Below are 18612 nucleotides of genomic sequence, written 5' to 3' on the forward strand. Positions count from 1 at the left end.
GAGGGAGCAGATATGCCAAAAGTAACATTTTATCCGAGTAAAAAAACCATAAAAGCTCGTCCGGGGCAAACAATATTGCAGCTCTCCCGAGTAGCTCGTGTCGCTATACCTACCCGTTGTGATGGAAATGCTGCTTGTTTGTTATGCAAAGTAACGATTGAGAAGGGAACAGCCTCGCCGTTATCAGCTGGTGAAGAACGTAAATTAGCCGAGCGTGATAAAGCGAGGGGAATGCGTTTAGCTTGTCAGGTCCGAGTGCTTGAGGAAGACCTTGTCGTGCGTATTCCTGAGTCAAGATGGAAATCAGTTGTGGAGAAAGCCTTGGAGCGTCAACGCCTTGAGGAGGAAGAATGGTAGGAGGAACAGCATGATTCAGAAGAAGATTATATTATTTGCTCTTGTACTTTTGCTTTCCAGTTTCGTAAGCGGTTGCTTATACCCAGCAGACCGGAAATCGGAGAATCAGATACCGCATCCAATTTATGTAGAACAAACGCAAAAGGCAGTAGAACAACTTCAAGAGCAATCTGGAGTGTTACCTATTGTTACGAAGGATGCATCAACGCCTTACTTTGAAAAGTATGAGGTGGATTTTACCAGACTAGTTCCAAAGTACATGCCAGATGCCCCGGCCAATGCTTTTGAAAAAGGGGGTAACTTTAAGTACGTCTTGGTTGATGTGGAAGAAAAGCCATTGGTGAAACTCATTAATCTACCTACAGTTAGTCTAGTGGCAGATGTTCAGCAAGCGGTTATCCGTTATCAAATTTCTCATGATAAGCTACCTATTAAGGAGCACATAAGCAATGGTTATTTTTCTATTCGCTATGATCTTATTGGTATAAAGGAGCCTGTAATTCATAGCCCCTATACACAAAATACTCTCTCATTAATCATGAATGCGAAAGGTGAAGTAGGCATTGATTACGCTATTGATATCGCTACGCTTCTACGTGAGAAGAAATGGAATGTGCCAAAGGGAACAGATCCACGCTATGTATTGGCACGGGAAACATTTTTCGTACCTGTGAAGTCCTTTCCTTACAAGCTGGTGAATCATGAACCAGAATTATTGCAATTATAAGCGAGTAGTAGAAATAGACATGAATAATGAACGGGCGTCTGCATATTGCAGGCGTTTTTTTTAGTTCTAAAAATACGATCTATTCATATATTGATACTGTCTACAACACTTGTACAAAAAAGATTATTAAAAATGTTCGAAATCAGGGATAAATAAGAAAAAGAGCCATAGATTTAAATAGACAATCACAAGGAGGTTTTCGATGGTGGAACGAATCGATATCTTTAAAGACATAGCAGAACGTACGGGCGGTGATATTTATCTTGGCATTGTGGGTCCTGTCCGTACTGGGAAGTCAACATTTATCAAACGTTTTATGGAGCAAGCGGTCATTCCTAATATTCCATCCGAGGCAGATCGTATTCGTGCCACGGATGAACTACCGCAAAGTGCTTCCGGAAAAACCATCATGACGACCGAGCCAAAATTTGTTCCAAACCAAGCTGTACAAATAAACGTAACAGAAGGCCTTAATATAAATGTACGCCTTGTGGATTGCGTAGGATATACAGTAGCTGGAGCAAAGGGATTTGAGGATGAGAATGGTCCTCGGATGGTTAATACGCCTTGGTATGAAGAACCAGTCCCATTTGAAGAGGCGGCGGAAGTAGGAACGCGGAAAGTCATCCAAGAGCATTCCACCATCGGAATCGTCGTTACAACAGATGGTAGTATTGCTGAAATACCTCGTGAAGGCTATGTGGATGCCGAAGAGCGTGTAGTAGCTGAATTGAAGGAAGTAGGCAAGCCTTTTGTGATCTTAATTAATTCCACCCGCCCTCGCTCAGAAGAAACACAAGCATTACGCCTCGAACTTCAAGAGAAATATGATGTTCCGGTTGTGGCTCTCTCTGTTGATTCAATGACAGAGTCGGAAGTTCTCTTGATTCTAAAAGAAGTATTATTTGAATTCCCTGTACATGAGGTAAACGTAAATCTGCCAAGCTGGGTCATGGTGCTTGAGAGCGGCCATTGGTTGCGTCAGAACTATGAGGAAGCAGTAGGATTGACCGTTAAAGATATTCGTCGTCTGCGCGATGTGGACCGTGTAGTAGGACAATTTAACGAATATGAGTTCATTGAAAAAGCCGCATTAGCCGGTATGGATATGGGACACGGTGTAGCGGAGATTGATTTGATTGCACCAGATCACCTGTATGACCAAATCCTGATGGAAATCGTTGGCGAGGAGATTAGTGGCAAGGATCATTTACTACGAATTATGCAAGAATTTGCTCATGCAAAACGAGAATATGATCAGGTTGCAGAGGCACTGCATATGGTTCGTTCCACCGGCTATGGAATTGCGGCTCCATCTCTGCATGAAATGACATTGGATGAGCCAGAGATGATTCGACAAGGACCACGCTTCGGCGTCCGTCTTAAAGCTACGGCACCATCTATTCACATGATTCGTGTTGATGTGGAATCTGAGTTTGCCCCGATTATAGGAACGGAGAAGCAGAGTGAAGAGCTGGTGCGATACCTGATGCAAGATTTTGATAAAGATCCGCTGGCGATTTGGAACTCAGACATTTTTGGCCGATCCCTGCATTCCATTGTACGCGAAGGTATCCAAGCCAAGATTTTGATGATGCCTGACAATGCTCGCTATAAGCTGCAAGAGACTCTTGGACGTATTATTAACGAAGGCTCTGGAGGACTCATTGCCATCATCTTATAAAGGTGAAGCCACTATAGATAGACCCTGTTCTTTCTTTGTAGTACGAGAGAGGAGAACAGGGTTTTTTGCTATTGAAGAGAAGAAAATATAATGCGACATAAGGAAGGAACCCATCAACATTATTTATTTGAGCTTGATTGAAAAAGCAACAGATTTTTTCATTTTTTATATAATAGATGACGAATGTTTTTTAGGTGCTATCGTGTTTTTTTAACCAGTGTTCTCCTGCTAGAGAACTGTTTTTCGCATTTGATGTGGAAAAGTCTTGTAAAAATAAAATCTCTGTATTACTATAAGCTTGTCAGAAGGCATAATTACGCCATTCTGCGTATAAAATTAGCTGAATCTGTTAAGACATGTAATACCATCTATGCAACTCCAAGTTTTGAGGGGAGGTGAATGTAATGAATAAAACAGAACTCATTGCAAAGGTAGCTGAAACGTCTGAACTAACTAAGAAAGATGCTACAAAAGCAGTTGACGCTGTTCTTGATGCGATTTCTGATGCGCTAAAAGAGGGTGACAAAGTTCAATTAATTGGCTTTGGAAACTTCGAAGTGCGCGAGCGTGCTGCCCGTAAAGGCCGTAACCCACAAACAGGGGAAGAGATCGAGATCGCTTCCAGTAAGATTCCTGCCTTCAAACCTGGTAAACAGCTGAAGGATTCAATCAAATAGATTGAAGCTCCAAGATCTTACATATAAAGGTCCCAAAGAGAAGTAGCTGCAATTTGCTACCTTCTTTTAGGGGCCTTTTTTGGCGATTTCACTAATAAATGTCCTCTTAAACTCTCAAAGTGCAATCCAAATGCTCTCCTAATCTGTAAATTGTTATCATAAAGGATGAAAAAGCAGTCTAATTAGGATATAGTAATAAGTAAGTTTCTACACATTGGTGTTTTGTATTTTTATATAGGGTATGATAAAATTGGCTTGTTCTTGTTGCAAAGGGTTTGAGGAGGCTGTCATTATGAATGTAGATCACGAAAAAATAAAACAAGCTGTTCGAATGATCCTAGAAGCTGTCGGTGAAGATCCAGACCGAGAAGGCTTATTGGATACACCTAAACGCGTAGCAAAAATGTACGCAGAAGCTTTTGAAGGCATGAATGTTGACGAAGAGACATACTTCGAAACCATATTCAGCGAAGACCATGAAGAAATTGTACTCGTTAAAGATATTCCTTTTTATTCTATGTGTGAACATCATTTAGTACCGTTTTTTGGAAAAGCGCATGTAGCTTATATACCAAAGGGTGGACGAGTTGTAGGATTGAGTAAATTAGCACGAGCTGTAGAAACGGTAGCACGTCGTCCACAATTGCAAGAACGTATTACTTCCACTGTAGCGAACGCAATTATGAAGAAACTAGAGCCACATGGTGTTATGGTGATGGTAGAAGCAGAGCATATGTGCATGACCATGCGTGGTGTGAAAAAGCCTGGCTCTTCTACTGTAACTACGGCTGTTCGTGGAGTATTTGAAAAAGATGCTAATGCACGTGCAGAGGTTTTGCAATACATCAAAGCTTAGTATCCTGTCGCGAAGAGCGAGCCGATTTTACTTCCTATGATAACAAGAAAATGAAAACCCGCCTTTCTTTATAAGGCGGGTTTTAGTGTGTTTTCATGAACTATTTTTGAAATGAACGCAATGCCCACCACTCCTCATACATAGGATGCGTGGGCTTTTTACATAACGCTGGATTCATTTTGATATGGTCATTATATTTTTGAACCACAATTCTCAATTAGGAAAAAAGAAGGGGGATCGTGAGGAGTATAGGGGGAAATAAACGCTAAGTTGAGGTGTAAAACGGAACCTATGGGTTAACAACAGGTATTTTGTTAGCTATCCACCTTAATGGAGTTATGTAATAAAATGAATAATGATGTGATACAAACTAGATCGATTAGTATGAAATGAAAAAAGCACCACCTGTAATGGCAGTGCGTCCATAAAGAAATCTAGTTTGTACCTGTCCACCAGATTGCTTTTTGAGCTAAGTATATAACCACGTTCCCATCATTTTGTACAACCAATCTAGCTCCTGGGTTATTGTGAGTATTGGAATGCCAAATTGCATGAGGATAACCGTAAATTACTAGATTGCCATCTCCTTGCATAATTAAGTTACTAGCAGCTTGGCCATGTGTATTAGAATTCCACAATGCTCTTCCTCTTCCATAAAGGACGAGATTCCCATCATCTTGCATGACCAATTGATATTCACCATTGGTCGATTTCAAATACTGTCCTCTGACAAGCTTTTCACCCGGATCGAGGTGATCTTCTCCAGCAGCCGCGAAAGCTGGGATGCTTAACAATAGCATCATGGCAAAGAGAAAAAATGAAGCAGTAACCTTTTTTAGCACATGAAACACTTCCTTTCATTTGGTATGTTGATATGTGGAAATAATATCATATGATTCTAAAAATTACCAATATATTTTTTATTCCTACATTCATTATTGAGTTAGTCTTTTTTGCTGAGTACCTTTATTTAGACCTAGCAAGTTGAATAAGATATCGTGAAGGAAGGAATCTCCGGAAACTTTGGAGTTCTTTGTGGTGGGGAGATTGGGGGATTGAAATGAAAAAACACCACCTATAAAGGCAGTGTGCAAGAACTACTGGCTCGTGCCAGTGGGCCATTGTTTTTAAAAATCTTTGTTATAGAAAACAATTTTTGTTCATAAGATTCAAAATATAACAAGAATATAAATATAAGGAAGGAGGTTAAAGCCATGAAAAAAGTTTTAGCATTCTCACTTGCTTTTGGTCTAGTTTTTGGAATAGCTGGATATTCTCCTACGCCGGCACAAGCCTCACAGCCCTCCGATCTAATTTGCATCCCACTTAAAGGCGGGCTATGGTTTTGTAATTATTAGTTTTTTTAGTAAGTAATCGTATATCGAAAGTGTAGTCAAAAAGGACATCTGACGACAACATTAGGTGTCCTTTTTGTGCGTTTAATCGTTCAATAATGTCGGTAATATCACGACTCGTATCGAATATATCTGCAGGCTTCTCGAATACCGTTTCATTTTTACTTTGTTAATTTTTACAATATGCTATTGATATTCTGGATACTAGAAATTATACTAATTTATGTAAAATAATTAGTTTATATTTCCAAGGAGAAAATGAAAAAAGTGATTTTATCTAGTGCTCTTGTTTTATCAGTACTATCTTCAACTAGTATTCCTGCTTTTGCTATAAATGAATCTAATCAAGTGGTTGAAGCAGAAACCCTTGAAGACAGTCAAGGAAATAGATATAAGATTGAGATTTTAGAGGATAATGACAGTGTAAGGGTAGAGAGTGAAAATGGAATTATCGAGGCTACAGATGATAAGATGAATCACATTATGGAATTCGATGATAGCACCATAACACAGGTCTCGATAGCAGATTCTGAAGAACAGGTAAAGAAAGAAAAACACAAGCAAAAACAGTCTAAAATGGCGGCTTATGCAAAGAAAGATATCGTACGAAAAGCACATGAAAAATACTATGGTTATTATTATGTAATTGATAAAAGTGGTAGCAAAAAGTACTGGGATATTGGAAACGGTAAAGAAGGAACCTATGTAAAACAAACCTCTAGTAACAAAGTTGATTTGTTTCATTATGAGGATAAAGTTGATGAGTTAATGAAAGCTGAGGCTCTGTTAGTGGTGAACTCAACTGTTTCAGCCACTTCATTTATGGCAAGTACAAAAGGAATTAAATCAGGTTGGGGCGCTGATAGCATGATTGCCTTTTTTGTAGGTGCTGGTTTTGGCTTGGCAGCGGCCGTTAATGCTGCGGATGTGGTTATAGCTGAGAGAAAAGCAGCACGTGCATTTGATAGTATTATGGAAGGAGAAAAGTAGTGAGTGAAATAATAGCAAGTATTTTTTTTAGCAAGTGGATTATACTTCTTTTACCTTTGTATATATTCCTTAATCTAGCAATCCTACCTTTTCTTTTAAAGGGTAAATTCGAAAAGTTACGAAAAGTGCTCTATATTATAAATATTGTAGTGACGGCATACTCATTTATCATGTTTATATATTTTTTTTATTCCATAATGTCCTTTTCTTTTTTTTAAACTATTACATTGGTAATTGCAGTGGTAGCGTTGGACTTCTCGATCACCGCGTTGGTACAAGCCGTGAAAAAATGCAATTAGTCGTCGGATAGCCGGCGGTTTTTTGTATTTGGAAGGATTTTGTAATTTTCTTATCGAAAGGTGTAGGCAAGGAGGATAGGGTGAATACACATAATGGTTCGGGTTGGAGTTTCAAAAGATTTCCGGAGTGGAAACACAATGTAGACCCGGATTGGCACGATGCCCACGGCGATTAATATAGGGAGGTTATATGACATGGCTAATCCAGAATGGCATTACGATTCTGGACACTAATTAGAGGAGGGAATCCTATGAGGTACGATATTAATTGGGTTGATGACCCCGGATACTAAAACGAGGGAGGAATCACGATTTGATTTATGATTGGACTGATAATCCACAAGGTATCGTTGATTGGATCGACAATCCCGGTCACTAAATTAGGAGATTACGGGGCATGACCGAATCAGACTGGGCAGTACAACGTAATTCCAAAACGGGGGTCGGGGTTAGACTGACGGTCCCTGGTATTAGTCGTAACAAAGACCAACCTCGTCTGAGGGTGTGGCTGGCGCTGGTAGTCTGTCCTTTCGGGCTATGAGGGCTAGAAAATTCGGAATTGACGGAGGAACCTCTATGTCGAAAGTAGTAAGATGAATGGAAAAAAACTGACGCCTAAATTCATTAGTCGTCAGTTAAGGTCATTTCGATATTCTAGAAATTACATCAAAAAATAACTTTACGATTACTTATATCTTTTATGTGTCTGAACAACCAAGAAAAGCAGCACGATATTAATTAAATAAAATATGCTTTGGGTTTCTATGGGATGATTATTTCTTTCTATACTACTCACAAAAATATAAAGATAAGAATTAATAGTAAAGATCATCAAACATAGTACGAATATAAGTATTTTCAAAATTTACCCCCAGAAAAGTATAAAGTGTTTATTCTTTAGTCGTAAGTCTTAATCTGTCGTCGTTATAGAAATATTTTACATTATATTTATGTTGTAAGTCAGCAGAGTTTGAACCAGTACTAAAACTAAGCCAAAATTCATCCCATACTTGGAGGTTAACAGAATTCCAATCAGGCCCTTTATCAATATATGCTCCTTGTGAGAATTGAAAACCCTTTCTGAAGGCAGCAAAATTATAGGGGTACATTGTCCATACAGCGTGATTAGTTGACATGGAAAACTCATGTTTCAGCGTCAACGATGTAATGAAATCGGCTGAGCTGGGTGCTGGTTCAATTTTGCTTGATATTTACCTACAAGAAAGAAAGGTTAAACGCGCATTCAGAGACGCGTATGATTCGGAATGATACTATTAAATATCATGTTTAATAAATGGGTTATTCTTTTTTATATAGCTTTTCTTGTACTTACACTTATTTTATTGTTTTTTTTAAACAATAAAAAATTACCAAGGATAAGGAAAATATTCAATTATATTAGTTCTTTTCTTCTCATTTATCTTTCTATTGGTATTATTATTTTTATTTATAACATTGTTTTAATGCTATAGTGAAATAAAAAATGAACCTCGGATTTCTTCCGGGGTTTTTTGCGTTAATCTCTTACTATGAAAATAAGCACTATAATGATTTTTATCGCTTTTACTTACCGAGAAAACGTGAACATTTCGAATGTTACACTGCATCAATGTTGGCGCGAGGTATCTGAGGAAGGGGGGCGAGTTCTTGAGGGGCTTTGCCAGCTCGTTTGATACCGTTCTTAAGTAAGAATGGAAGGAGAACATGGTGAGTAGACGTGGGAAGACTTGGGATATATCGCCAGTGTTGTGTAATGGAGTTATTATGGTACGGTTTAAGTGCATTAAGGGATGTCGGATTCTTTGTAAAGATTATCAAGGGTCAGTGACTAAATAACCAACTGAACGGAAGCTAATATATCTCAAAGCCTACGGAAATTATGTCCTATATAATGAAAGAAAAATAACACATGGGTGCGCTCCCAAATATTGCAAGGGTGCGCGCCTATATGTTAAAATGGGGTTGTTACGAAGAAAGGTCGTTTTTGAGAACAGACGGAAAATCCCCATAAAATCAACGCTTTACAACGTTATAACCTGATTAAAACATCGGGATGTGGCGCAGCCAGGTAGCGCGCACCCTTGGGGTGGGTGAGGTCCAGGGTTCGAATCCCTGCATTCCGACCATTTAGAATTTAGGCACTTCTTCTGCATTTTGATGCGAAGAAGTGTTTTTAGATAAGACAGCTATATGAATTTTGACTATTTATGCTGTATTCATCCTTCACTGAAAACGAATATCCAATCAGAAAACTTACCTACTTCATTTATTAATTAAAAAGCGTCACTAGAAGGTTGATAAGATACTAGTTTTGTCATTTGAAATACATGGAGCTATCAACGATTTAGGCTGTGTGAAACAATGCTATTACAAAAACAAGTAACCCTAATCACGTTAATCTGGTAAGAAGTCTTCTATCCTATTATGAAATCAAACAAACCCTACTAAGGGTGAATGTAGTTTCATCCCATTCCGTAAAGTCCACTCTGACAACAGACCTCAATACTGCCTACGTTCCTTTATAATGCAAGGCTCAATCAGCTTGTTCTGATTTAAAGCATTCGGCATAAAGATGTTTATAGCAAGTAAGTTTTACAAGGGCTTTTGACCTATAAAAATTATCCGCGTTTAAACGATAAAATAAATAGAAGCAATAAAATGTTTTGTTATAAAGAAGCTGATCATAGGCAAAACGCAAATGTTTTCTGTCAGGTGACATGATTACATTCTGAAAAGGATAGCCATTTTTCAAGCTGCCAACAAAAGAATGAAAAGGTTTCCGCTTTGTTTTCCTATTTTGATTTGTAATAGAATGCAGGTAAAGATTTTCTTGCGCCCGGGCCTTTTTTCTCTTGGCTCTATGGAAAGCCTTCCCTTATAATAGAACATAAAAGACAGAGGAGAATGGATGATCTAATCGTGAAAATAGATAATAATCAGTTTATTAAAACCCTTGCATCTACTGGACAATACACATCGAGTGATGTTACTCAAGTAGCACAATCACAAGGGCTTTTGGATAATCAGACAAATCCAGATGGACAAGATCCCTTGTTTTCTGATGTGTTTGAAAATGAACTGCAAAAATATCAGCATGTAATCTCTAAAGAACAGGTTCTAGCTGAATTAGATGGAACGAACCAGCAGCAAAATAGCTGGAATTCCTCTCTAACCTACTCTTCACCTTCACTTGATCTCACCTCTAATAAGGACGAATCCATGACGTGGGGCCGTCAGCAGATTGTGGATAAAATTGAGCAGGTGAGCAAACGCTTTGGTGTCAACTCTTCCTTGGTCAGAGAGGTAGTCCGCGCCGAGTCTAACTTTAACCCTACTGCTACCTCTCACGCGGGAGCAAAAGGACTTATGCAGTTAATGGACGATACTGCTCGTAGTGTAGGGGTACGCAATTCTTACGATCCCGATCAAAATTTGATGGGCGGAACCAAATATTTGGGCAAATTACTAGATCGATATGATGGCAATGTAAAGGTTGCTTTGGCTGCTTATAATGCAGGATCTGGTCGAGTCAGAAGGGCTGGAATTGAGACAGATGAAGACTTTGATCGTCTAGCAGCTAATCTTCCTCAAGAGACACAGCGCTATGTCGCCAAAATAACGACGAAATTGCAAGCGGAAGTTTAGGTAGGGTATAGTAAAGAGGAGAAATTCTCTTAGGGGGACACGTAGATGGAACAACATCAACAACGAAGCGGTGGCAGCCAAGACTTTTTTGTCATTAAAGCAAAAGAAAACGGAGTACATGTTATTGGATTAACCCGTGGCACAGATACACGCTTCCACCATACAGAAAAGCTAGATAAGGGTGAAGTTATGCTAGCTCAATTTACTGAGCATACATCTGCTATCAAGGTACGTGGCAAAGCAATTATTCAAACCAGACATGGAGTTATTGATACAGAGGAATAATGGTAGAAAATGTAGAAGAGAAAGTGACCATAGGTCGCTTTTTTTCTTTTCCGGTATAAAAAGTGAAGAAAATGTTGTTGACGTTTATCAGTAAGGATAGTATGATTAAGCTATAAGGAACAAATGATAAAAGTAAGAACAAATGTAACAGGAAATAATGGAATAATTTGTGAAAAGAGCCGCGGGCTAGTTTCGTATGAATGTCATACGATCTAGCCTTTTTTTGTATAGAAAAATTGGCTTTTTACACAAAACAGAGTCAGCTTAGATAGGAGGGAGAATCCACATGTCATTTTTGGAGATGGTGCAAACAGATCATTTGTTTATCTTTCCAGATGAAACCCGCCAAGACGTAATCTTAGAAACCATGGCAAAATCGTTATGGAGGAAGGGCTTTGTGCACGAGAGCTATGTAAACGCTGTCAAGGATCGTGAGCAGCATTATCCTACTGGATTGGAGTTGGCTGATGTACATGTGGCTATTCCGCACACGGATGCGTGTCATGTTAAACAGCAGACGATTGCATTGGGTCTTGTGAAACAGGGTACCAAGTTTCAGTGCATGGCAGATGCCAGCAGAATCATTTCAGTCAAGCTTATTATCATGCTAGCGATTGAAAAAAGTGAGGCTCATTTGGAGATGCTGGAAGAAATTATGACGTTCATTCAGGATGCTCCACGCTTGGAGGCGCTTAGTCAGGCTAGCACACCAGTAGAATTACTTTCCGTTATCCAACCTGTTAACAGTTACAACCACTAATTTTAGGAGGAATTCATTATGGCAAAGAAAAAAGTTATGGTGATTTGTGGCACAGGTGTAGCAACTTCTACAGTGGTTATGCAGAAATTAAAAACGTTCTTACAAGAAAAAGGATTAGAGGCTAATTTAGAACAATCAAAAGTAAGTGATATTTTAAATAAAGGTGACCAGTATGATCTGATTATTTCTACTACAGCAGTACCGGCTCATATACAGGATAAAGTGATTAATGCTGTTCCTTTGTTAACAGGAATCGGTAAAGAAAAAGTGTTTGCCGAAATTGAAAAACGGATGACCGCCGAATAGCCATTTTATTGAGGTAGGGGATGAGGAAATGGAGTATTTACAAAAGATTGTTAATTTAGGGCCAACTGTTGTATTGCCCATCATCATCTTCATTTTTGCGATTCTCTTAAAAACAAAGCCTGGACAGGCATTCCGGGCTGGACTCACTATTGGGATTGGATTTGTTGGGGTCAATCTGATTATCGGATTACTTAGCAGTTCACTCGGTCCTGCCGCTCAGGATATGGTTAAAAATTTGGGAGTGGAGTTAACGATTATTGATGTAGGCTGGCCGGCTAGCTCAGCCATTGCGTTTGGGACAACGATTGGTGCTTTAGCTATCCCGATTGGCCTTGGTGTCAACCTAGCGATGCTTCTTTTCGGACTCACGAAGACATTAAATGTGGATGTTTGGAACCTGTGGCATATCGCGTTTACAGGATCGTTGGTAACAGTTATGACTAATAGTGTACCGATGGGGCTATTAACAGCGATTGTTCATGCAATCGTGTTACTTGTACTAGCAGACATGTCTTCGAAGCATGTGTCAGAATTTTATGGTTATCAGGGGGTTACGTTCCCGCATGGTACCTCCACTGCTTTTTATGTGATCGCCATGCCGCTCGAAAAATTATTTGATATGATTCCAGGGTTACGCAGTTTAAAAGCCGATCCAGATTCTATCCAAAAACGGATGGGAGTGCTGGGTGAATCAACTGTGTTAGGTCTTATATTAGGTATTATTATTGGCCTTTTAGCTGGATGGAGTGTCAAGGACGTTTTAACCTTAGGGGTAAATACAGCCGCGGTGATGCTACTGTTGCCTCGAATGGTAGCTGTTCTGATGGAAGGGCTGTTGCCAGTATCAGAAGCGGCTTCAGAATTTGTTCGCAGTAAGTTTCCAGATCGAGAAGTAAATATTGGGATGGATTCTGCGTTAGCTGTAGGACATCCAGCTGCTATAGCTTCATCGTTAATTATGATCCCTATCGTGCTGGCATTAGCCGTACTACTGCCTGGGAATAAGGTATTACCCTTCGGAGATTTAGCGACCATTCCGTTTATTGTCTGCTTAATGGTTCCTGTGTTTAAAGGCAACGTAGTACGTACGGTTCTGGGTTCGACGATCGCTCTGGGAGTAGGTTTACTATTAGCTACCTACGTATCTCCGCTCATTACTACCGCGGCAACTATGGCAGGGTTTAAATTCCCTGAAGGTGCTGCTGCAATCTCTTCCTTGGTCGATGGTGCCGTTCCTACCACAGCATTATTTGTTTTTGGGGCTAAGCTGGGTTACTTCGGTATCATTGGTATTGGCGCTATTGCCATAGGTACAGCCATTTATCGAAGACGACGGGAAAAAAGAGAGATACTACAACAACGCGAGATGTGATAAAAATATAATAACGAAAGATCAGTTGTTCCTTTAGATCACAAGTATGGATAACCAGGAGAGCATAATCTCCTGGTTCGTCTACGTTTGTCTCGCACTTTTGTGCCTGTGAAGAACAATTTCTACCATTGGTATAGATTGAGTGATCGGTGTGAATCAATCTCCATAAATGAAAGGAATTGTGAGCAATTGTCAGGGATTCTGCTAAAAAGGGAAGGAATGGTGGCAAATGAAGAGACAGTTCCTACAGATTGTAAGGGATGAAGATCCCAAAAATCCGCTGACTGACGAAGAGATTGCCGGAAAATTAGGAATTAGGAGAGATAAATGTACGTTGTTGCGTCAGCAGCTTCAAATCCCTGATTCCCGCAAACGGCGGTTACCATTGCTACTTGCAGAAATGAACCGGATTTTAAAGGAGCATTCACAGATATCCGATCGCAAGCTAACAGGAGAGCTACGTAAAATAGGTTTTGAAATATCAAAATTTACTGTGATGAATTTACGGAAAGAACAGCAGGAAGATTGGCAAGAGATGCCTCTGGCTACCGGATCTCATACTTCTTTAGGCAAGGAACGGTCAGTACACCGAAAACTGCGTCAGTTTGCTGATTTGATCGAGAGCGATGGCTTCCTTTTACCATTTGTCCAACAGGTGAAGGCGGTCATCTTATATCCGTACCAAAAGCTCCCCATTTTATTTCAGGGAGAAAAGGGAACAGGAAAGCGAGCTATAGCAGAAGCCGCCTTTTCCTTTGCAAAACAGGAGAAACAACTGAAATCAGAAGCAATTTTTACAGAAATAGATATACGCGAAATGACGGAAGGCCCATTATTTGAGCAACAGATCTGCGATACACTAAGTAGCTATCAAGATGTAGGCGGGGCATTGTATATTCGGGAAATTCAGCTTTTATCTCTTGAGTCTATAGAAGCGGTGCTTAAGCGTGTACGAGAGATGGACTCACCCGTATTCATTTTTGCGTCCAGCACAAATACAGCAGGTTGGGGTGATCCTGACTTACTGCATCGTCTATTTCCTATTCAGGTTAACTTGCCATCCTTAGCTTCATGGCCGAGGGAGTCACAGCTTCGGTTAATTGATGATATGATTCAGCAGCAAGCACAACAAGCGGGGTGCCCGATTCATAAGGATAAATGTGACGAGCGTAAAAAACTGATGAATGGGTATGCGGGGAACATTACGCAGCTACAAGCAGACATTCGCGCTTTTGTTTGTAACGAATTCATAGATTGGTTAGTTGAACATCTTTCTCCTGTCCAAGGTGATGAAAGAACGACACGAAGCGCTCTACCAGCATTAGCTCCTGACTCCATTTATCATTGGCTCCACATTCGATTTTCCCAAATGAATCAACAGGGAGTTCGGCCTGAATTAATTCGACTCCGATTACAGCAGGAATGCCGTGAACGATTAAGAGATGACAGTGGAAAACGTAAATCAGATGCCGAACGTGTGCGTAGTTTAAGTATTTTTGTCGGAGAAAAGGTCATGCAAATGGTAGAGCAAATGCTATGGATTGCAGAAAAGCACCTCGTACTCGATCATGAAAAACTAGTAATGGCTCTTGCCTTGCATGTGAAAGGAATGCTAGAACGTTATCAGGTTACAGAGCCAAATCAGATATATCATGGGAATCAAAAAAGCGAAGCAGCTTCCTCCTACCTTTCTATGGAGTGGATTGTTGCTCAGGAGATGGCAGAGGTAATCAAAAGCACGTGGGGAATTAGCATTACGAAGGCAGAAACAGAAATGCTGGCTCGCTATGTAAAGCATTGCACCCTGATTGAAAAAAATTCACCAACGGTAGGTATGGTGTTGGTTTCATACGGCAGTATTGCTGAGAGTATGGCAGAACAATTACATTCTTTATTTGGACAGCATCACATTCAAGCAGTTAGTCTCTCTGTAGATGATTCGGAGGAGCGTTTTTTGTCCAAAGTTAGCTCTGCGATTAAACGCGCAGATCATGGCATGGGAGTCGTTGTCTTGGCAGATGCGGGACGGATGGTAGGTAGTGAAGAGATTTGGCGAGAACATGTTCAAGTCGAAACATTGATATTTGCCCCCTTGAGCTTGCCATTTGCTATGGAGGTTATGCGCCGGTGTTTATATGCACCAAAGTCATTGTCTCATGTCGCTCAGGAAATTGTTCAATGGCGTATGCCTGTTTCCCCTTTTTTAGATGAGTGGAAAATAGTGAAACCCAAAGCGTTGATGTTGGTTTGCTTGACGGGGGAAGGGGCAGCACGTCAGCTTGGACAAATTGTGAGCGAGCATGTCGGTGATCGTGGTGGTGATCTGCATTATTTATTTGCTAATACTCATACGGTACGTTCCTCCTATACAAGGTGGAAAGAGGAATATCATATTTTAGCTGTTGTAGGCACGATTGATCCATTGGTTGAGGGACTACCATTCATCTCCTTACAGCATTTAATTGAAGGAAGCGGATTTTCGTTTTTAGATCGCTTGTTAATGATCGGGGATCTGACCGTTGGACAAGCTTCTGTTGATCAACGAACACCGCTACACATGCAGGATTTAATAGTGACCGACCTTATTTTTTCTGCTTGCAACATTTCGAATAAAAAGGAAGCAATTCTATTTCTTGCTCACAAGCTAGTAGAAAAAGGCTATGTAAAACCCGAATTCGTGCAAAAGGTGTGGGAACGAGAAAAGCTTGGGGCAACATCACTCGCAGGTGGTATTGCTATCCCGCATGCAGAACCTGCTCAGACTATCAATCCTGCCATTGCCATTTTGCAATTAGCTCACCCTCTGGAGTGGGAACCGGGAATTCAGGTAGACTGGGTGATCATGCTGGCAGTTAATGATACATGCCAATTTGCTGTGGAAGAATTAATGGCAGCATTGGAGGAACCAGCAAATATCCAGAAGATTACAACCAGAGGTGGGGAGGAAGGGAGATGAAATCAATGAAAAGAGTGACTCCTGGTACAAAAATATATAAATTGTTTGAACACGATAAATTTGTATGTGAGGGTACGGAAGAAGTATTTCTTATTTCCATTGAAAAGTTGACCAAAGAGGAATTTAAAAAAAGATTGGAAGAAAACCCAAAGCTGTTAGAAGGATAGACAGCCCAGAAAGTAATAGTTGACGGATATAAAAAAAGAGGTAAAATAAAGGTGTAGAACAAATGTAACCAACTAGAACAAATGTAAAAGGGGCCTCGGGCCGAATGCTTCCCTGTGTGGAGGTATTCGGCCTTTTGTTTTTCTAAAGAGCAAAGGAGGGTACAACATGACTACTGCTTGGGAATTACCTAAGATGATTACGGAGCAAAAGTTGGTTGATTTATTACATCAAATGTGGGTCATACGCTTTTTTGATGAAAAGGTAGATGAATTTTTCGCAAAAGGATTAATTCACGGAACAACCCATCTATGTGTCGGACAAGAGGCAACGGCGGTAGGTGCAATCGCTGTGCTTCAACCAACGGATAAAATTACGAGTACGCACCGAGGTCATGGTCACTGCATTGCCAAAGGTGCTGATGTTAATAAAATGATGGCTGAACTATTTGGTCGTGAAACAGGATATTGCAAGGGAAAAGGCGGATCAATGCATATTGCGGATGTAGAGAAAGGCAATTTAGGCGCGAATGGAATTGTCGGTGGCGGTATCCCTATTGCAGTTGGAGCAGCGCTAACCTCACAAATGAAGAAGCTAGGCTATGTTACAATCAGTTTTTTTGGCGATGGGGCGAGCAATGAAGGCAGTTTTCATGAATCACTAAATATGGCGTCCATCTGGAAATTGCCAGTTATCTTTTTCTGTGAAAATAATCAATATGGAATGTCTGGTCCTGTAACGGAAATGGTGAATATCGAAAATATTGCGGATCGGTCAAAAGCCTATGGTATTCCTGGTGTAGTAGTAGATGGAAACGATCTTTTGGCAGTCATGAATGCTGTAGCTGAAGCAGCAGAACGAGCTCGGCGTGGTGAAGGACCTACTTTACTCGAAGCCAAAACATATCGTTATAAAGGGCACTCTAAGAGTGATGCGAAAAAATATCGGACCCGTGATGAAGAACTGGATTGGCGGAAAAATCGTGATTGTATCAAAAGATTACAGGAAATCTTGATAGAAAAAGGCCTACTTACACAAGAACAGGCCAAAGAAATAGAACAGCAGGCAAAGAAGGAGATCGAGGAAGCAGTGGTGTTTGCAGAAAAAAGCCCGATGCCTTCCCTAGATACGTTGGAAGAAGACGTTTACGCATAACGGATAAAAAAGAAGGAAGGGAACCTCATGAGAGAGATTACGTACTTAGAAGCGGTCCGAGAAGCGATGACTCAGGAGATGCGTGTCAATCCAGATGTTTTTTTGATGGGAGAAGACATTGGAGTATATGGAGGAGCGTTTGGGGTGTCGCGTGGGATGATTGAAGAATTTGGTCCAGAGCGAATCCGCAACACACCGATTTCCGAAGCGGCGATTGCAGGGGCTGCTGTCGGAGCCGCTATGACTGGCATGCGACCTATCATGGAGCTACAATTCTCTGACTTCATAACCATTGCGATGGACCAGTTGGTAAATCAGGCTGCGAAAAATCGCTACATGTTTGGTGGGAAAGGGAATGTGCCGATGGTCGTGCGTACACCATCTGGTTCGGGTACAGGTGCCGCGGCGCAGCATACACAAAGCTTGGAAGCGTGGATGGCCCATATTCCCGGGCTAAAAGTGGTCCAGCCCTCAACTGCTTATGATGTAAAGGGGTTATTAAAGGCAGCCATCGACGATCATAACCCGGTGATTTTTTATGAACACAAGCTCCTCTATAAAACATTGGGGCATGTCCCAGAAGAATCATACAGTATTCCGCTTGGTGTGGCAGATGTAAAACGTGAAGGCACAGACGTAACAATTGTAGCCACTGCTATTATGATACACAAAGCATTAGAAGCAGCCTCCGAATTAGAAAAGGAAGGCATCTCTGTGGAAGTTATCGATCCACGAACATTGGTGCCATTGGATACCGACACCATTATTCGGTCAGTGAAGAAAACAGGAAAGCTAATTGTGGTTCATGAAGCGGTCAAGTTCGGCGGATTCGGCGGAGAGATAGTCAGCATGATTGCCGAGAGTGAAGCCTTCGATTATGTAGACGCCCCTATTAGACGATTGGGCGGCAAGTGGATACCAATGCCTTATAATCCTGTTTTAGAAAAGGCGGCAATCCCGCAGGTGCCTGATATTATACAAGCAGTAAAAGACACAGTGGCACATCGTTAGAAGGGGGAGAGG

At 40.7% G+C, this 18612-nt stretch carries 17 protein-coding genes and 1 tRNA gene; 17 read left to right on the forward strand and 1 reads right to left on the reverse strand.

All coding sequences use genetic code 11. From position 1 onward, the window contains the following. Positions 1-12: 12 nt before the first annotated feature. The 5 genes from O0550_RS14865 (at position 13) to folE (ending at position 4301) form a co-directional block, all read left to right on the forward strand. Positions 13-357, forward strand: a complete 345-nt coding sequence (locus O0550_RS14865; protein WP_003338524.1) for a 2Fe-2S iron-sulfur cluster-binding protein — start codon at positions 13-15, stop codon at positions 355-357. Between the two features lie 10 nt (positions 358-367). Next, positions 368-1084: a hypothetical protein gene (locus O0550_RS14870; protein ID WP_181749154.1), complete on the forward strand. Its 717-nt coding sequence runs from the start codon at positions 368-370 to the stop codon at positions 1082-1084. 205 nt (positions 1085-1289) lie between these two features. Continuing rightward, entirely contained in the window at positions 1290-2768 is a 1479-nt protein-coding gene (gene spoIVA, locus O0550_RS14875) for a stage IV sporulation protein A (protein ID WP_003341806.1), read from the forward strand. Between the two features lie 404 nt (positions 2769-3172). Then, positions 3173-3445 (forward strand): HU family DNA-binding protein, encoded by a 273-nt coding sequence (locus tag O0550_RS14880; protein WP_003338529.1) that lies wholly within the window; start codon positions 3173-3175, stop codon positions 3443-3445. Positions 3446-3734: 289 nt separating this feature from the next. Further along, on the forward strand, positions 3735-4301 hold the full coding sequence (gene folE, locus O0550_RS14885; RefSeq protein WP_173645579.1) for a GTP cyclohydrolase I FolE: 567 nt from the start codon (positions 3735-3737) through the stop codon (positions 4299-4301). A 434-nt stretch (positions 4302-4735) separates the two neighbouring features. On the opposite strand, the gene O0550_RS14890 is transcribed toward folE, so the two are convergent. Further along, positions 4736-5143: a D-mannose binding lectin family protein gene (locus O0550_RS14890; protein ID WP_003341800.1), complete on the reverse strand. Its 408-nt coding sequence runs from the start codon at positions 5141-5143 to the stop codon at positions 4736-4738. A 372-nt stretch (positions 5144-5515) separates the two neighbouring features. Between O0550_RS14890 and O0550_RS14895 the strand changes: the two genes are divergently transcribed. From O0550_RS14895 to O0550_RS14950, 12 genes are all read left to right on the forward strand, one after another. After that, positions 5516-5659: a hypothetical protein gene (locus O0550_RS14895; RefSeq protein ID WP_258426719.1), complete on the forward strand. Its 144-nt coding sequence runs from the start codon at positions 5516-5518 to the stop codon at positions 5657-5659. Positions 5660-5914: 255 nt separating this feature from the next. Beyond that, positions 5915-6646 (forward strand): geobacillin-26 family protein, encoded by a 732-nt coding sequence (locus tag O0550_RS14900; protein ID WP_258426720.1) that lies wholly within the window; start codon positions 5915-5917, stop codon positions 6644-6646. Positions 6647-8994: 2348 nt separating this feature from the next. Then, positions 8995-9071 (forward strand) — tRNA-Pro (locus tag O0550_RS14905). Positions 9072-9849: 778 nt separating this feature from the next. Then, the gene (locus O0550_RS14910) at positions 9850-10590 is read left to right on the forward strand and encodes a lytic transglycosylase domain-containing protein (RefSeq protein ID WP_258426721.1); all 741 of its coding nucleotides are present in this window, start codon (positions 9850-9852) and stop codon (positions 10588-10590) included. A 45-nt stretch (positions 10591-10635) separates the two neighbouring features. After that, entirely contained in the window at positions 10636-10875 is a 240-nt protein-coding gene (gene mtrB / locus O0550_RS14915; RefSeq protein ID WP_003338534.1) for a trp RNA-binding attenuation protein MtrB, read from the forward strand. A 286-nt stretch (positions 10876-11161) separates the two neighbouring features. Further along, entirely contained in the window at positions 11162-11635 is a 474-nt protein-coding gene (locus O0550_RS14920; RefSeq protein WP_003338535.1) for a PTS sugar transporter subunit IIA, read from the forward strand. 18 nt (positions 11636-11653) lie between these two features. After that, positions 11654-11941 (forward strand): PTS sugar transporter subunit IIB, encoded by a 288-nt coding sequence (locus tag O0550_RS14925; protein ID WP_003338536.1) that lies wholly within the window; start codon positions 11654-11656, stop codon positions 11939-11941. Between the two features lie 28 nt (positions 11942-11969). Then, entirely contained in the window at positions 11970-13313 is a 1344-nt protein-coding gene (locus O0550_RS14930) for a PTS galactitol transporter subunit IIC (protein WP_003338537.1), read from the forward strand. A gap of 229 nt (positions 13314-13542) precedes the next feature. After that, positions 13543-16269 (forward strand): PTS sugar transporter subunit IIA, encoded by a 2727-nt coding sequence (locus tag O0550_RS14935; protein WP_258426722.1) that lies wholly within the window; start codon positions 13543-13545, stop codon positions 16267-16269. Continuing rightward, complete coding sequence (locus tag O0550_RS14940; protein ID WP_003341721.1) at positions 16266-16436, forward strand: hypothetical protein; 171 nt, start codon at positions 16266-16268, stop codon at positions 16434-16436. The genes O0550_RS14935 and O0550_RS14940 overlap by 4 nt, the downstream gene beginning before the upstream one ends. Before the next feature lie 166 nt (positions 16437-16602). Further along, positions 16603-17589 carry a thiamine pyrophosphate-dependent dehydrogenase E1 component subunit alpha gene (locus O0550_RS14945; RefSeq protein WP_258426723.1) on the forward strand — a complete coding sequence of 329 codons (987 nt, stop codon included), beginning with the start codon at positions 16603-16605 and terminating at the stop codon, positions 17587-17589. Between the two features lie 27 nt (positions 17590-17616). Beyond that, positions 17617-18600, forward strand: a complete 984-nt coding sequence (locus O0550_RS14950; protein ID WP_163244392.1) for an alpha-ketoacid dehydrogenase subunit beta — start codon at positions 17617-17619, stop codon at positions 18598-18600. Positions 18601-18612: the final 12 nt, after the last annotated feature.

The sequence above is a fragment of the Brevibacillus halotolerans genome, assembly GCF_026891775.1.
In the GTDB taxonomy this organism is placed as follows: domain Bacteria; phylum Bacillota; class Bacilli; order Brevibacillales; family Brevibacillaceae; genus Brevibacillus_B; species Brevibacillus_B halotolerans.

Bases quoted from the DNA above. Each gene is read 5' to 3' on its own strand.
- O0550_RS14865 (WP_003338524.1), top strand. From the start codon at position 13: ATGCCAAAAGTAACATTTTATCCGAGTAAAAAAACCATAAAAGCTCGT.
- O0550_RS14870 (WP_181749154.1), top strand. From the start codon at position 368: ATGATTCAGAAGAAGATTATATTATTTGCTCTTGTACTTTTGCTTTCC.
- O0550_RS14880 (WP_003338529.1), top strand. From the start codon at position 3,173: ATGAATAAAACAGAACTCATTGCAAAGGTAGCTGAAACGTCTGAACTA.
- O0550_RS14895 (WP_258426719.1), top strand. From the start codon at position 5,516: ATGAAAAAAGTTTTAGCATTCTCACTTGCTTTTGGTCTAGTTTTTGGA.
- O0550_RS14900 (WP_258426720.1), top strand. From the start codon at position 5,915: ATGAAAAAAGTGATTTTATCTAGTGCTCTTGTTTTATCAGTACTATCT.
- O0550_RS14910 (WP_258426721.1), top strand. From the start codon at position 9,850: ATGGATGATCTAATCGTGAAAATAGATAATAATCAGTTTATTAAAACC.
- mtrB (WP_003338534.1), top strand. From the start codon at position 10,636: ATGGAACAACATCAACAACGAAGCGGTGGCAGCCAAGACTTTTTTGTC.
- O0550_RS14920 (WP_003338535.1), top strand. From the start codon at position 11,162: ATGTCATTTTTGGAGATGGTGCAAACAGATCATTTGTTTATCTTTCCA.
- O0550_RS14925 (WP_003338536.1), top strand. From the start codon at position 11,654: ATGGCAAAGAAAAAAGTTATGGTGATTTGTGGCACAGGTGTAGCAACT.
- O0550_RS14930 (WP_003338537.1), top strand. From the start codon at position 11,970: ATGGAGTATTTACAAAAGATTGTTAATTTAGGGCCAACTGTTGTATTG.
- O0550_RS14935 (WP_258426722.1), top strand. From the start codon at position 13,543: ATGAAGAGACAGTTCCTACAGATTGTAAGGGATGAAGATCCCAAAAAT.
- O0550_RS14940 (WP_003341721.1), top strand. From the start codon at position 16,266: ATGAAATCAATGAAAAGAGTGACTCCTGGTACAAAAATATATAAATTG.
- O0550_RS14945 (WP_258426723.1), top strand. From the start codon at position 16,603: ATGACTACTGCTTGGGAATTACCTAAGATGATTACGGAGCAAAAGTTG.
- O0550_RS14950 (WP_163244392.1), top strand. From the start codon at position 17,617: ATGAGAGAGATTACGTACTTAGAAGCGGTCCGAGAAGCGATGACTCAG.